Origin of the sequence: Priestia endophytica DSM 13796 (genome assembly GCF_900115845.1) — a bacterium.
Taxonomy (GTDB): domain Bacteria; phylum Bacillota; class Bacilli; order Bacillales; family Bacillaceae_H; genus Bacillus_I; species Bacillus_I endophytica.
The window spans coordinates 1-14,280 of record NZ_FOXX01000022.1; the positions used below are offsets into that span (position 1 = coordinate 1).

The window sequence follows — 14,280 nt, forward strand, 5'->3', positions numbered from 1 at the left end:
ACTCAATACAAGGATAGTTTGGGAACCTTTATTGCAGATTTAGTTTTGCAGATTCTTTCGTGGATGGCAGAAGAGGAACGAGATCGTATTCGGAAGCGTCAGCGTGAAGGCATTGATGCTGCACTCAAAGGTGGTGTATCTTTTGGGCGGCCTAAAGCTCAGGTTAGTCAAGAATTCATTGAAGCTTATAACCGATGGAGAAATAAGGAGATTACAGCTGTACAAGCGATGAAAGAGGCTAATGTTAAAAAGACAACCTTTTATAAATTGGTGAAAAAACATGAAAGCACTTTTAACGAAGAACCTATATAATAGGAGGAAACTCGTCAAAAAAACTCTTGCTCATTCATGATTTTTTCTAGTTAATGAGATTATTAAATTTAAGGAGTGTATAAAATGACCTACCTACTACAAGTTGATTTTAAATTTGAGGGACCTTTTGGTAATGATCTGACAAATGCTTTTACGGACATAGCAAACAGTATTAATAAGGAAAAGGGGTTCATATGGAAGATATGGACAGAAAATAAAGAAGCTAAAGAAGCCGGGGGAATCTATCTGTTTGAAACAAAAGAAGATGCCGAAAAGTATTTAGATATGCATACGAAAAGATTAAAAGGATTTGGCATTATAGGTATTAAAGGAAAGATTTTTGAGACAAATGAACAGCTTACTACTCTTAATCGTGGACCTTTAAAGCTTACTAAAGAAAAAAGGGATTTTTAATCCACCTTTTTTTCAAGCACACTTGAATTTTATCTCATCACGATGTCTAAATAATACTTACGTTACTTGAACTGATATCTATACATATCCTAATATTTATCATGCTTTATATCTATTTCTTCTGTCTTTTCTTTAGTGACTTTCATTGATGATAAAGATGCTTCTTTTTATTTTTATTTATATAAATCAGACCCTGCTATGTATCAAAAACATTCCTTAATGATACATTGATTTTGAGACGTGTTTTAATATAGAAATAAGATGTAATTAAGAAAAAAAGTCACTTATTCGTGAACCGTCTCAAAAACCATGGTTTTCGAGGCGATAGGTTAATGACTTAAAATAAAGGTAGATACTAAACATAGGCTTTACGGAAACAAAATTCTCTTTTCATCCATTTTAATAATCATGCAAAGTAAAAAAAGAGAGGATCTTCCTCCCTCTCTTTTTTTACGTACATCAACAGTAAAGGCAATATTTTAATTTTGTCACTGATTTGGTTTCCCTTTTAAAGCTAAATTTTCTCTATCCACAGCTTCAGGTGGTACTTCCATCCATCCATTTTTCATCATAAGTTGGGAGGCATCATCTACAAACTTAAATATATTAGTTAATGACTTACCGTATAATAGGGCTAAATCATGTCTTCCATTGACAGCTACGGAATTTCCAAAAGCCCGTATTTTCATGGAAAACATATCTACTTTATGGAACAACATTAATTTATCCGAAAAAGGGGAAACCGTAGAGGTTGTAACTAAATGATCTAGAAAGGAAGGAGCAGGTAAGTGATCCTCATGAAGTTTTGTCATATAGCGTTCTACTGCTCTGGTAGTGAGGTCTTCCCCTTTCTTAAATACTTCGCGAACCTTCTCCATTTTAGCAACTTGACGAAAAGCCATAATCAACGCCTTACTTGTTACATTACTTTCAATATTATCGTATAAATGAGTAATTTCTAAAGCATGTAAGGGCCGAGCTTTTTCGATTAATCCCTTTAAATAATCAGAACGGGCGATTTTTACGCCTTCTGGTATAGGGATGATTGGTGGTTTAATAATCAGCCTTTTATCCATTAAAATGCTGTTGATTTGCTCCATTAATTTCATTGTGGCATCCATACAGTAAAGATAGAAATCCCGTACATCCTCCCTATACATTAAAGGGACTGCTACATTATAGATGCTCATTCCTGCTTTGGCAGCATATTTTAAATAGTGAACATAAAACTCATCTTCAAATAATTTTGGGGCTTTAAGGTTCACATCTTCTTTTGTAAAACCATGAGGAACAGGAATATGCTCTTTAATGAATATTTCTTTTATCATACTTTGGAATTCTTCACTCAAAAATGCAGCATTTTCTACCAATTTTTTAATTTCTGAGTCTTCAACATGTTGAAGAAAGTAACTAAGAATGCAAGTGGACATACTATTCCCCATATACGTTGCCCAAAGTTTTCCGAGCTCTGCAGATGTTAGTCTATCATTAAAAGTTTTTCCTATTTTAGTTGGTTTAATGGTATCCATATCTAATCTCCTTGAGCTGTTTTTTCTTAGAATTTCCTTTTACAGCTTATCTATTCTCTGAAGTTAACATAACCTTTGTTATCAGCAATCACCTGCATCACAATAGATACTGAAGAATAACATAGTGAGCAAATAAAAAGTGAAGTTTTCTTCTCTTTTTACTTTATCTATACATAATAACAGGGAAAAGTGACTTATTATTAAATTCTCTCAAAAACCACAGTTTTTGAGACATTACTCAGTTTAAAATAAAGGGAATAGTAGAAATTTTATTTTGAAAAAAATTTCTACTATTCCCTTACACATTTAAGTATGATCAATCATAATAAGAAACTTGGTGAAATAAAAAAAGGGTTGTGACTAAATGGTTCACATCCCTTTTTTTATTTCACACGGCAAACCTAATTTTGTTTATACAAGATTATCTATACAAGGAGATGAGGGGAAGGGTTCTATGCAACGTTCTTCTTCCCAACACATCTTATTATGTAGGACTTTCCCTTTTATATTCACCCAAAATCTACCTTGTATATGCTAATTATAGAAAGGGATTCTAAGAATATATAAGGTTAAGGAGGTGAAAAAACATGGCAAACAACAATAACAACAACAGCAATCAACTTCTTGTAGCTGGTGCTGAACAAGCACTTGAGCAAATGAAATATGAAATCGCAAGCGAGTTTGGTGTACAACTTGGTGCTGACACTACTTCTCGTGCTAACGGATCTGTAGGTGGAGAAATTACTAAGCGTTTAGTTGCTACAGCTCAATCACAATTAGCAGGTCAAGCAGGAACAACTAATGTATTTCGCTAATTCCTCAACAATTCAATAGCTGTCATAGCTTAGGCTACCTATTTTTATAGGTAGCCTTTCATATGCCATGCATGTTTACAATAGTAGATAGGAAAAACTTTTTCAATAATATTCCATAAGTCTAATTAACATAATCTTAATGATCAGAAACCTTTACTTAAGGTATGAAACAAGTAAAAATGAATAATAACCTTAGGAATATCATATATTCCGAAAGTATTCTCCATTTTATCTCTACATCACAACCGAGAGAGATGTAATAAGATTATAGGCTTAATGAAAAGCAGAGAGGCCCACGAATCGCCTCTCTGCTTTTTTTCCTCACATATCTTTTTACATCGTACTTCCATTACGGAGTACAAGGTTGGAGAATACTTTTGTAGTATGTATTGCTTTCCAGACTATCGTTCTCTTGTTTGTTGCAAAGCTAAAAGAGCACTTTCCCTGCAAGGAAAGTCCCCTATATAAAATAATAATAACAAAGAATACTTATTATAACATGGGTTGCTCTTAGCAGAAAGTTGCCCTACAACATTTAGTTATAAACAATTGTGAAAAGTCATTAGGCATATGTTATCAACTCTAGTCAATATAAAATACATTAGACGACGTAAAAAAAGCACAAACCTGTTTAGTAACTACAAGTTTGTGCTTTTTCTTACTCTATATGTTGCTATTTATATGTTCCTTTATAGATCAATAATTCAAATATGCTCTGCTCTAATTACCAGCTTGCTTTTTTCACGCCAGGAATCTGTCCTGCATAAGCAAGTTCCCGGAAACAAATGCGGCAAAGCTTAAATTTACGCAATACTGAATGAGGGCGTCCGCAACGCTCACAACGAGTATATTCTTGGACCTTAAATTTCGGCTCAACATTCTGTTTTATAATAAGTGCTTTTTTCGCCATATTGTAACCTCCCTTTAATTAAGTTAAAGGTAGAAGAGGTTAACTATTATACATCTATCTTTTTTAGAAGTAAACAGGTTCTATATGGTAATTATTATAAAGAGTAAAGAAATATAACAAGTGTTATATTTCTTTACTCTTTAATTTTAACTCTTACTGATAAGCTTCCATAAGTATAAGGATTCCTACTCATAAAAAAGCCACAAAGAAATTTTCACAAAACTAGAGAGGATTCTGATTTACAGATGTAATATCCTCATTTCCTTCTACTAAGAACTATTTTATTTCAAACCAAAATATCATTTCTTTGTTTTTTTAGGGTCCAGTTCCTCGGAGGCTTCCATTTGGTATTGTAACTGTCCATTAGAACGTTGGCTTGATTTGTCATTGGGAAGAACCCGGTTAGCCATATAACGATGAAAAAGGGCCTCAAAAATAGTCACACCTAGAGCAGAAGTGAATGTTCTCGCAAGGTAGTCATCGTAAGCTAGAGTACTGGTCATGATCCAGATAATGATAAAGGATAAAGCAAAATCAGCGATGGTGGCAAGGGTATTATTAGTTCTAGGAAGAATCAGCAAATCTCCCAAAATATACGATATTCCTCCCAAAATCATGGTCGTCCAAAAAACATCCCCAATAGAAAAACCATTAATTCCACTCAAAATCGCATATAAAAGAATAAAGCTTATAATAAATTTAAATAAAAAAGCTTTTACATGTTTCATAAACTCTACCTCCTTTTCAAGAGTAGATTACTCTTTAACGGGAAGTCTATACACGAAATTCTTTTACATAAATGGTGGTATTTTCAATGAAGTTGTTTTTTATAAGAAGGGGAAAAGAGTTGATCATATGATGTAGATCCTTGTTTTACAGGGAGGTTTTTTTACAGAGTTAACTTGGTAGACAGCTTCGTCTTGTATGAAAAGCATAAAAATTTTAAGTAAATAACAGCAAAAAGGCTTGATACCCAAAGTATAATCCAAATCCTATTAAAGAAAGCCCGGATAAGACTGAGATAATAATAAGTATTTTCGTGCTCAAAAAGTTCCGGAAGCTACTTGCTATAACGGCCATCGTAATATCCCACAAGAGAACACCCAAAATGATAGCTCCACTATATAGTAAAAGTTGACTAAACTCATAAGCTGTTGCAGCATTTGCTAATACTGATCCATAAATCCCTAACCAAAATAAAATGGTTAAGGGATTAGACAAGGACATAAAGAAGCCAGACATGAAGGACTTCGTAAGTGTTTCATTTCCCCGTTTTTGATTTAATTCAAGCTTACCAGCTCCAATCAGACTTTCAATCCCCGTATAGGTTAGTACAAAAAAGCCAAACAACCATAAGAAGGTTTTCATAAAAGGTGCTTCTAAAAACTGAACAACGCCTAAATAAACCAGCATCATATATAACACATCTACTACCATTGCACCTAAACCAACAAACCATGCATGGAGGAAACCACCTTTTATTCCTTTATCTAGTTGAGCTGCATTGACTGGACCGATTGGCGCGGCTAAAGACAAACCTAAAAATATATAACTAAAAAAAACACTCATTAACGAATCCCCCTACATACAATTTTCAGCCTATAGACTTTCCCATACATTCTATTCAGGGAACAACGCTTGTACAACTTAAAATTCAACATGAAAATTGTAATAAAACCGTGATAAAGGATGGCTACAACATCTGTTTTTGTTAGTAAAAGTCCTTTTCCTAAAAGTTTTTATAAAGTAAAAACATAAAATAAATAAAATCCTAACGAGCTTACAAAAGCTTGTACAGGAATTCAATTGTATTGCTATCCCTGACTACAGAAGATATGTAAATTAATTAAAGTTGAAATGAATCATCTCCCATATTTTGAGCAAACTATAAGAGATGTTATGGGTATTCTAGCCATGTAAACTTCACAAACCTATTCCTTAACGTTTTACAACCCAAAAACGACCTTTGCCATAAGAGGTCGTTTTTAAGGTGTAAATGTATATATTTTTAATACCTTGAACAAACTACTGAAGATGTGTAAAATATCGCTCTCAAAAGTTGATGTATAACAGAGAGAACTACTGAATCCAAGCAGTAGTTCTCTCTGTTTTTATGATGTATAAAATATTTATCTTTAGTTTATATACATAATGTATCGTATAAATAAAAATAACAATAATTTTGAGTATAGAGCATATACTAAAAGGAAAAGTCATAACAGACAGAAGTTGGATTGTCACAAAGAGAGAGCTAGAGGTCTCTCTTTTTTTAGTAGTAATGACACTACCTATGAGAAAACGGCGTCATGGCCAAACTATAATATGAATACTCTATAAAAAGTTAGTTAACATAATCTTTGTTATAAGAAGAAAAGCCGTTGGAACCTCATATCCAACGGCTTTTTACATAGGAATCATCATATAAACCATGTTTCTTTTAACCAAATTATTTCATCGTATCTTTTTTATTGGTTAGTTGGTCCTTATCCATTGTCGGAGGTGGTTGCTCCATCCATGCATGATCAATCATGAGCTCGCCTCCATCTTTAGCATATTGAGCAATCTCCATCGCTAATCGTTCATAATTTACAATAAGGTCGTTTCTTTGACTCGCAGCAGCTGCTGTAGCATAATTTCCTGATCCTGCGGCACTCATAAAACTCATATGGAACATGGTTAATTTATCCGAAAAAGGTGGTATTGTTGAATCGGTAATGCCAACATCTGATGAAACAGGAGGCTGTATATCATTTTCAAGCAGAACCTTTGTAAAGATATCCACGTGCTTTTTCGAAATATCCCGTCCTCTTAACATCCATTTTCGGATTTTTTCTCTTGGTGAGGTTTGAGCAAAACTAATGGCTAACTTTGTTCCCATGATGTTGGTTTGGATATTCATGAATAAATATGATATTTCAACAGCATTTAAAGGTCTCTGTTTACTAAAAATAGAAAACCCACTTAGGTATTTTCTAGCGTCTACATAATCGGTTTGAGTGGGATAAGGGATAGAAGGCGCTCGAACAAATAATCCTTTTGAAAGAGCCACTTTTGCACTGCGCTCGTATAATTCGGATGTTTCGTTTAAACCTTCTCTGTAATAAGCTCTCATATCCTCTCTAGCGCTCATAGAAATAAATCCGCCGTATCCGAGTAACCCAACTTTAGCCATATGGTTGATATACGTTAGCATAAAAGGGTCTGTATAGAGAGCAGGGGCATTCAAATTCACATCCTCATCACTAAACCCTGTTGGTATTGGGATTTGTTCCTCTTGAAAAATCGTTGTTAATTTTTCTAAATGGGTAGATGAACTATCATAAGAAAATTGGACAATTGACTTAATTTCTTCATCTTGTACATGTTTTAAGAAATAACCTAACACACATTTGGACATACTATCATTCATATAGCTCGTCCATATCGAAGCTATTTCAGATGAAGTTAATTTTGCTTGATATTCAGTCATAGTGGATGAACCTCCAAAGAATATTTTTTATGGGATGAATATATTCTTTGTTTAAAAACTGTATATTATGACAGAAGCCCGGGAAAGAATTTTCCCTGGCTTCTGTCATATTTTGATTTATAGATAGAAACGATGCTAATTCTAGGTAGAGAGCATATAGTAAAAGCAAATTCCATACAACACCGAAATGGAGTCGTTTTGAAGAGAAAGATACCTCCAAATCTCTCTTTTCTTAAATAGTAATAAAACAAGTCATAAGAAAATAGAAATAACGAACACTTAGTTATGTAACTTGACATAGCACTTATCATTACTTAATTCTCTTAAGATAAGTTGGTTTATCTGTTCTTAAGTTTCTTCTTTTAATTTCATCATAAATGATTTTCTTAAGTTCATCATCAAGTTCTTGTTCAACAACCAAAGCGTAAAATCTTATCAATACATCATTCGGGGTAAGAAACCAGGGGGACATAATTATTTTCCATCACCTTTATATACAGATACCAACTTTTTAATGATATGGTTTTCATTAGTTTTATCATTAAACACCTATTAAATTAATATACAACGCTTTTTATTAAATAAACCCTTTATTGAATAATACGTGATGAATATCATATACAAAGTTAGTTAACATAATGATTGTTATCGGAAACCGACAATAAAAAACGCTTAGATCATTAACTCTAAGCGTATCATTTTATCTTTTTAAAAAAGGTAATTATAGTTTAATTATCTCAAAAACCATGGTTCTTAGGACTTTATTAAACTTATTTCAGGGTAATAATACCAGCATCCCTAGATTGTTACTTCCGGTAAATAATATGAGGTAGTCCTCTTTGGAATCATTATGATGTAACACATTACATAGTTTTATTACCCTTTAAACGGGTAAACAACCTACAAACTAAAAATTATGAAATAAGCCTTTTATTGAGGGGTAAAATTTTCTTATGTGTTTTAATAGCAAATATAAAGTGGAATTATGATGGACTATGAGACTGTACTTAGTCAATTTCTCCATAACACATGAAAGGAGATAAAGGATGATTTCAGAAGATATAAAAACGTTACTAGAAACCTTGCAGGAGTATGGGCACAGTGAAATTACACATTCCGTTTTCCAAAATGGGAGAGCGATTCTATCAATCTGCTATTTAGAACAGGATAAATCCTATAAGATTACCTACTTTAAAAATAAAAATATTGAATTTTTCCAGGGCAAAGAAGTTGAAACGGTAGCCTTAGCTATACATAAAGCTATATATAATAATCAAAAAAACTACTTATCTAAATAAGTAGGTTCTTTTATTGTTCAATTTGCTATTTTTATCCCTTGCACTTGTACCTCCCTTTTTACAATCCAAAGAATGAATCGCTTTTCCTGATTATTTAAAGGCCTTTTAAGTTTCTGACTACATTCTTCTCGCAATGTTACATATCTTTCTAACATATTTGATTTATTAATAGCCTTCTCCCCTTCCTTTAATTCCTGATTTTACATTTTATGATTCGACTCTTTGTTTACAATCACCTGCTTTAAAACCGCCCTATTCATATTATAGGAAACAAACATAACTCCAAAGTATATCAGTTACAACGACCTTGTTTAAGCCTTTTCTCTATATATTTGAATAAAATTCTTGCTCTCCTCAGAAACAGTGATCATGCATGGTATAGCCTGCTCAACCTTTTATTTTAATAGTGGATGAAATTTAAGTTAACATAATCTTTATCCGCCAGAGTGATAAAAGCGCAAACCTGTTAAGCGATAACAAGTTTGCGCTTTTTCTTATGAAATTCATTTGAGGTAAATCATCATAATACATTTTCAAAAGACACAATTTTTTATAAACACCGTGACTTTTATTCAAACTCCACAGTAAATGATTACATGTTATAGCAAATAGTCTTTTAAAGATTGCTGTAGTGTTCCTTTTGTGATGGCCTTTTGATTGAAATTAATGCCAAGGTGAATCATTTCTCTCACTAGTTCTGGTCTCAACCCGGTAATAACCGTTTCACATCCCATCATACTAATCCCCTCTAGTACTTTATGGAAATGATCGATAACAACCTCATCCATATCGGTAATACCTGATAAATCCATAATTAAGGTATGAATACGGGTCCTTGCAATATCCATTAGTACCTTTTCTTCAATGATGTCCATTCGATATGAATCAATATTTCCTATCAAAGGAAGAATGGCAACAGTAGGACTAATAGGGATAATCGGTACAGATAGATGTTCTACGTCTTTTCTTTGTCTATAGATTAATTGGTCTTTAAAATCCGAATAGCTTAGGAAAAAGGTATTGAGAAACTGATCAATGTTATTATTAATTTGTTTCTCTAACTCAAAAAAATCTTCCCTAATGCTAGGTAAGTTGAATTCAGATTGGTATTCATAAATGGTTTTCCATAAGGATCTTCTGATTGCCTGAACCCACTCCAACTTAAAAGCTAAAGTAAGCGAATGCTGAGCCCAAGCAACCCCTTCCTGTTTAGCGAATTCAACAATATCTTGATCATTGTTTTCTAAGATATAAACCACTAATTTTTCAGCATTCTTTAAAAGATCAATATTACCTTGCTTTAGAATATCATGAATAACCTCTGCCACATTTACGGCTTCTGATAACAACTTCTCTTGAAAATCTTCTCTTTTATCCTCAACATAATGAATCATATCGCGAATATCATAACTGCTATTCCCCATCTAACGTGCTCCTTTCAACATAAATCAACCAACTTATGAACTATAATATAAGACTTTATTTTTATAATATAATTAAGGTAGACCATATGACAACTATTTTGAGGAAGTTAGAATAACCTACCATAATTCTCTAATTCGGTATTATAACTCAAATATATAAGATACTCTTAATTCTAATATGCTCCTATTGGAGAAAGGGTCCTGACAAACGAGATTTTCAACCAAACATGATGACAAATTACCCTTACTTTAAATCATCGAACTTTGTTTTAGATAATCAATATTTTTATAGGTCTACAAAAAAATTGTTATACTACTAATATATTACTCCTATGCAAAAGATCTTTGCTGCAGATAAGCAAAGACCTCTTTTTACATAGGAAGTTTAATATTAATTAGCTAACTAACATAATCCATGTTATCGGCTTTGAAGAGGGATCTTCGAAATGAAGATTTTTTATGGAAAACTTAACTCATTATCTTCAATTTTTTCAAGTAAAGATAGTACCAATACACATCCATATATGGGGTAAGGTAGGAGAAGAATATCCAGAGTGTATTCCAACCATTACTATATATAACCTTTCCACTTAAGACTAATGTCATTTCTAGAAGAGTAGTAAGTACGGATATAAGAAAGATCATCAGATAGGGTTTTTTGGTTTTCTTTACAAAGAATATCAAATAACTTGTGCCAAAAGTGGATAAAGTCCCAAATTAAAAGGCAAAACAGATAAGGTTTTTTGACTATAGAAAGGAGCAACCCTCCAAAATCCATAGTAGGATCCGAATTCATTTACAACAAATGCAATAATACAAAAGAATGATCCAATTAAAGGTATAATGTTCTTATCTTTCTTATAAAGATGAAAAACTCCAACAATCCAAGGTAATATGAATGCAATTAAGATATTAAGGATCAATTTTTCCTATTCCTTTTTTGTATTTATCTTCTCCTTATTTCAAGTGGTCTAATCGTTAAAAGAAAGCGTTATGGCAGGATTCTAGTGTACAGGTCATTTAGTTCCTTTATAGAATGTGGTCGTCTTTTGACTTTTGTTTTTTATTTTTCTTATTTCTGAATAATGATCAATACTTCCGAGCAAACTATTCAAGGTATGCAAAACATAGCTCTAAAAGTTGATGATGTGTAGTAGAAAAAGCTACTGACTCCGGGGACTGACCCCATGTACAGTAGTTTTTTCTGTTTTTGTATACTGTCTACACTATACAAAACTAGTTTATATAACCCATCTTAGAAGAAGTTAAAAAAGTCCAGAACCTTTATCTTACAAGGCATCTGGACTTTTCCTTTTTTCTTATTCATACAGTTTTTTATGCATCCTTGAGTTAGCAATCTTTCACGACTTCCCATACACAAACAGGATACATACAAACCAATGAGTTTACGCGCTCCATAAATATAGAAATTCCCTTTAATAATGCACAGGCACACGCTTTAAATTCTTTTTCTTGGCCACAAAATAACGACTATAACTGTCTAGGAGCTCATGGGTTTCCGGATCGATAATAATGGGTTTATCCACCGTTCCATTCTGCTCAATACTTTCTTCTACGGCCTTTTGTTTCGCTATTCCTAGTGTAAATTGAAGAAAGGTTTCTGGAACCTTAATTTCCTCTAAAGACATCCAGTCCCTCGTCCCTTTTGGAACAAGAATCTGCTTTTTCTCTTTCCCTTGTTTATTTTCTTCTTGAGGGTTAGTTTCCTCTTGTTTCCTAGCTCTTGCACCCTTTTTAGGTGTTTGTTTTGATTGTTTCTTCTCTTTTTCTTTTTCCTCAATTTCTTGTATCTGCATGCAAATAACGCCGATCTCACCTGTACATTGCTCAAACGGAATATCCAAACAAGGCCCTTGAACCACGAAACGTCGTTGAGAAAACTCCTCTTGGACTATATTTAATTTGTTAAATTGTTTGAGACTCAGTACAACCGTATAGGTAATTGCATTACTTTTAAACGGGATCCCTTTTGGTGCATTGGGACTTCCCTTCCCCTCCATATTAAAAGCCAGGTACTTACCATAGTCTTGAATTGGGCTAGCCGGACAGCCATTTACAGTGATTTTATGAGCCATCGTTCTCCCTCCTTCTCTCTGTATTCCTAGTATATATACCTTCCTATATGATTGAACAGTGGGCAAGCCCAAAAAACAACGGAAAATCTTTATTATTCCATTATTCCATTAATTAACTATATTACTAATATTGTCTATGTTTGCTACAATAAAGATATTAACGGTAAAGAGGTGTTGATAACGTGAAAAATACAGGGATTGTAAAGAAAGTTGATCAAGTGGGACGTGTAGTCTTACCAAAGGAGCTAAGAGAAAACCTTGCTATTGAAAAGAATGATCCGTTAGAGATTTTTATAGATAAGAATCAAATTATCTTAAGAAAATATCAATACCATAAAGCATGTATGATTACAGGAAAGGTATCCGAAGACAATAAGGTACTAGCAAATGGAAAAGTAGTACTTAGTCGGGAGGGCATGGAGATTCTCTCTAAAGAGGTTGGAAAAATCAACGTTTACATCTAAAGGATGAATCACAAGTATAAATGAATAAGTATAGATGTGACGACAGGCCTAAATTTTGCATGTATCTTTTATTTTGTGAATATTCCCCCATTACATGCAAAATTCAGACTGTCTATATAAGGTTTTAATAATATATAATCTATATGTTATTATTCTTTGTATTAATCCTAGTATGAGGAGGAGAAAATGATGTCTACTAGGAGAATGTTCCCCCTAATTTCTGGTTCTCTCTCCCTCGATTTAGTGAATACAGAAGTTGTAAGTTATGGCCATCGACGTGAGTTATTGATTTCTGAACAAGATTTTCTAGATTGGCTTTATACGATGTGCGAAGCCATTCCTTCTCTTGATAAAAGTATTCTAAACGTTTCTAAAAGCGAACTCACTGATGGTCTAGAAACCATTTATAGGTTTCGACTCCAATTAAGAGAAAACTTCGAATGTATTGCAGATGGAAATAATGTAAATAACAAGTGGATTTCTGTTTTAGAAGAAAACATTGAAAACGCACCTTATATGTATAAAATAGTATCTGGAGAAATAAAACAGATCCCACGGGGCAATTGGTTAAATAAAGTTTTATCACTCGTATCACTAGATGCTTTAAAGCTAATTTCAGAAGGAAAACTAAACAAAATTAGAAGGTGTAGTAATCCGGAATGCGTATTATTATTTATAGATATGACGGGAAGAAGAAAATGGTGTTCAATGAAAATTTGTGGAAATAGAAAGAAAGTAACTCGTTTTCAGAGTAAAGAAGAAATAAAAAAGCCTTAAATCTTTAAAAAGGATTCAAGGCTTTTTTGTTGACCGAATAAACTAACCTCCTAAATTTAATTTGACAGGTTAATTTAACAAATGTAGAATAAATGGTAAATAAAGGAGGAAAGAAAATAAATGAGACCAGTTCTGCTAATATTACGAAGAAACCTTTTAATCCACCACATTTCTTTTCAAAAATGAAGACTTGCGCGAGGAGTCCCTTGAAGATTAATATTAAGGATGTTGCTACGGGATTTATTGGTGGTTTTTTAAGTATCCTAGCTTTAAGCCTGTTAACTACAATGACATCAAATTTATGGTTAATGGCACCATTTGGGGCGAGTTGCGTATTAGCATTTGGAATATGGAATGCACCTTTATCTCAACCAAGAAATATCATAGGAGGACACTCAGTAGCCACATTTGTAGGGTTAGTTATGTACCATTCTTTTGGTAATAACGCTTGGACTTTGGGGATAGGTGTAGGTTTAGCAATAGCTGCCATGATGTTAACCAAAACTACCCATCCACCAGCAGGAGCAGACCCAATAGTCGTTATCTTAGGTGCTTCACCATGGAGTTATATTTTCACTCCTGTGTTAATAGGATCAATACTTATTGTCATCGTAGCTCTTATTGTAAATAACCTAAGAAGCAATAGATCTTATCCGACTTTCTGGCTATAGAAACAGGGAAAGCAAAGCTTGAATTTTTGTATTTTTAGTACATATTCTGTTTACATAATATATTTTTTAGTCTCCCTTTAATTTCCACCTAACAAAGGATA

Annotated in this window: 14 protein-coding genes and 1 pseudogene; 7 read left to right on the forward strand and 8 right to left on the reverse strand. The window is 33.1% G+C overall.

Annotated elements, in window-relative coordinates:
* On the forward strand, positions 1-312 hold a 312-nt coding region (locus BM012_RS23500; protein ID WP_167360161.1), incomplete at its 5' end, for a recombinase family protein.
* 84 nt (positions 313-396) lie between these two features.
* The gene (locus BM012_RS23505) at positions 397-726 is read left to right on the forward strand and encodes a monooxygenase (protein WP_061803067.1); all 330 of its coding nucleotides are present in this window, start codon (positions 397-399) and stop codon (positions 724-726) included.
* A 488-nt stretch (positions 727-1,214) separates the two neighbouring features.
* Here BM012_RS23505 and BM012_RS23510 read toward each other — a convergent pair whose 3' ends face one another.
* On the reverse strand, positions 1,215-2,255 hold the full coding sequence (locus BM012_RS23510; RefSeq protein WP_061803068.1) for a DUF3231 family protein: 1,041 nt from the start codon (positions 2,253-2,255) through the stop codon (positions 1,215-1,217).
* 587 nt (positions 2,256-2,842) lie between these two features.
* Here BM012_RS23510 and BM012_RS23515 point away from each other — a divergent pair.
* A complete protein-coding gene (locus BM012_RS23515) occupies positions 2,843-3,070 on the forward strand; it encodes an alpha/beta-type small acid-soluble spore protein (protein ID WP_061803069.1) in 228 nt (75 codons plus the stop codon).
* Between the two features lie 724 nt (positions 3,071-3,794).
* Here BM012_RS23515 and BM012_RS23520 read toward each other — a convergent pair.
* The 4 genes from BM012_RS23520 to BM012_RS23535 form a co-directional block, all read right to left on the reverse strand.
* Positions 3,795-3,980, reverse strand: coding sequence for a type Z 30S ribosomal protein S14 (locus BM012_RS23520; RefSeq protein WP_061803070.1), 186 nt, complete (start codon positions 3,978-3,980; stop codon positions 3,795-3,797).
* A gap of 299 nt (positions 3,981-4,279) precedes the next feature.
* Complete coding sequence (locus BM012_RS23525) at positions 4,280-4,708, reverse strand: YndM family protein (protein WP_061803071.1); 429 nt, start codon at positions 4,706-4,708, stop codon at positions 4,280-4,282.
* Positions 4,709-4,922: 214 nt separating this feature from the next.
* Positions 4,923-5,549, reverse strand: coding sequence for a LysE family transporter (locus BM012_RS23530; RefSeq protein WP_061803072.1), 627 nt, complete (start codon positions 5,547-5,549; stop codon positions 4,923-4,925).
* Between the two features lie 877 nt (positions 5,550-6,426).
* Positions 6,427-7,449 (reverse strand): DUF3231 family protein, encoded by a 1,023-nt coding sequence (locus BM012_RS23535; RefSeq protein WP_061803073.1) that lies wholly within the window; start codon positions 7,447-7,449, stop codon positions 6,427-6,429.
* Positions 7,450-8,495: 1,046 nt separating this feature from the next.
* On the opposite strand from BM012_RS23535, the gene BM012_RS23540 reads away from it, so the two are divergent.
* A complete protein-coding gene (locus BM012_RS23540; RefSeq protein WP_061803074.1) occupies positions 8,496-8,747 on the forward strand; it encodes a hypothetical protein in 252 nt (83 codons plus the stop codon).
* A 599-nt stretch (positions 8,748-9,346) separates the two neighbouring features.
* On the opposite strand, the gene BM012_RS23545 is transcribed toward BM012_RS23540, so the two are convergent.
* From BM012_RS23545 to BM012_RS23555, 3 genes and pseudogenes are all read right to left on the reverse strand, one after another.
* Positions 9,347-10,171, reverse strand: a complete 825-nt coding sequence (locus tag BM012_RS23545; protein WP_061803075.1) for an STAS domain-containing protein — start codon at positions 10,169-10,171, stop codon at positions 9,347-9,349.
* Between the two features lie 468 nt (positions 10,172-10,639).
* A pseudogene (locus BM012_RS27200) lies at positions 10,640-11,094 on the reverse strand (CBO0543 family protein).
* A 513-nt stretch (positions 11,095-11,607) separates the two neighbouring features.
* Positions 11,608-12,267 carry a ParB N-terminal domain-containing protein gene (locus BM012_RS23555; RefSeq protein ID WP_061803076.1) on the reverse strand — a complete coding sequence of 220 codons (660 nt, stop codon included), beginning with the start codon at positions 12,265-12,267 and terminating at the stop codon, positions 11,608-11,610.
* A 182-nt stretch (positions 12,268-12,449) separates the two neighbouring features.
* On the opposite strand from BM012_RS23555, the gene BM012_RS23560 reads away from it, so the two are divergent.
* From BM012_RS23560 to BM012_RS23570, 3 genes are all read left to right on the forward strand, one after another.
* The gene (locus BM012_RS23560) at positions 12,450-12,731 is read left to right on the forward strand and encodes an AbrB/MazE/SpoVT family DNA-binding domain-containing protein (RefSeq protein WP_061803077.1); all 282 of its coding nucleotides are present in this window, start codon (positions 12,450-12,452) and stop codon (positions 12,729-12,731) included.
* 189 nt (positions 12,732-12,920) lie between these two features.
* Entirely contained in the window at positions 12,921-13,508 is a 588-nt protein-coding gene (locus BM012_RS23565) for a CGNR zinc finger domain-containing protein (protein WP_061803078.1), read from the forward strand.
* A 182-nt stretch (positions 13,509-13,690) separates the two neighbouring features.
* Positions 13,691-14,179 (forward strand): HPP family protein, encoded by a 489-nt coding sequence (locus BM012_RS23570; protein WP_407719614.1) that lies wholly within the window; start codon positions 13,691-13,693, stop codon positions 14,177-14,179.
* Positions 14,180-14,280: the final 101 nt, after the last annotated feature.

Excerpts from the sequence above, each read along its gene's own strand:
- BM012_RS23505 (WP_061803067.1), top strand. The coding sequence starts at position 397 with ATGACCTACCTACTACAAGTTGATTTTAAATTTGAGGGACCTTTTGGT.
- BM012_RS23510 (WP_061803068.1), bottom strand. The coding sequence starts at position 2,255 with ATGGATACCATTAAACCAACTAAAATAGGAAAAACTTTTAATGATAGA.
- BM012_RS23515 (WP_061803069.1), top strand. The coding sequence starts at position 2,843 with ATGGCAAACAACAATAACAACAACAGCAATCAACTTCTTGTAGCTGGT.
- BM012_RS23520 (WP_061803070.1), bottom strand. The coding sequence starts at position 3,980 with ATGGCGAAAAAAGCACTTATTATAAAACAGAATGTTGAGCCGAAATTT.
- BM012_RS23525 (WP_061803071.1), bottom strand. The coding sequence starts at position 4,708 with ATGAAACATGTAAAAGCTTTTTTATTTAAATTTATTATAAGCTTTATT.
- BM012_RS23530 (WP_061803072.1), bottom strand. The coding sequence starts at position 5,549 with ATGAGTGTTTTTTTTAGTTATATATTTTTAGGTTTGTCTTTAGCCGCG.
- BM012_RS23535 (WP_061803073.1), bottom strand. The coding sequence starts at position 7,449 with ATGACTGAATATCAAGCAAAATTAACTTCATCTGAAATAGCTTCGATA.
- BM012_RS23540 (WP_061803074.1), top strand. The coding sequence starts at position 8,496 with ATGATTTCAGAAGATATAAAAACGTTACTAGAAACCTTGCAGGAGTAT.
- BM012_RS23545 (WP_061803075.1), bottom strand. The coding sequence starts at position 10,171 with ATGGGGAATAGCAGTTATGATATTCGCGATATGATTCATTATGTTGAG.
- BM012_RS23555 (WP_061803076.1), bottom strand. The coding sequence starts at position 12,267 with ATGGCTCATAAAATCACTGTAAATGGCTGTCCGGCTAGCCCAATTCAA.
- BM012_RS23565 (WP_061803078.1), top strand. The coding sequence starts at position 12,921 with ATGTCTACTAGGAGAATGTTCCCCCTAATTTCTGGTTCTCTCTCCCTC.
- BM012_RS23570 (WP_407719614.1), top strand. The coding sequence starts at position 13,691 with ATGAAGACTTGCGCGAGGAGTCCCTTGAAGATTAATATTAAGGATGTT.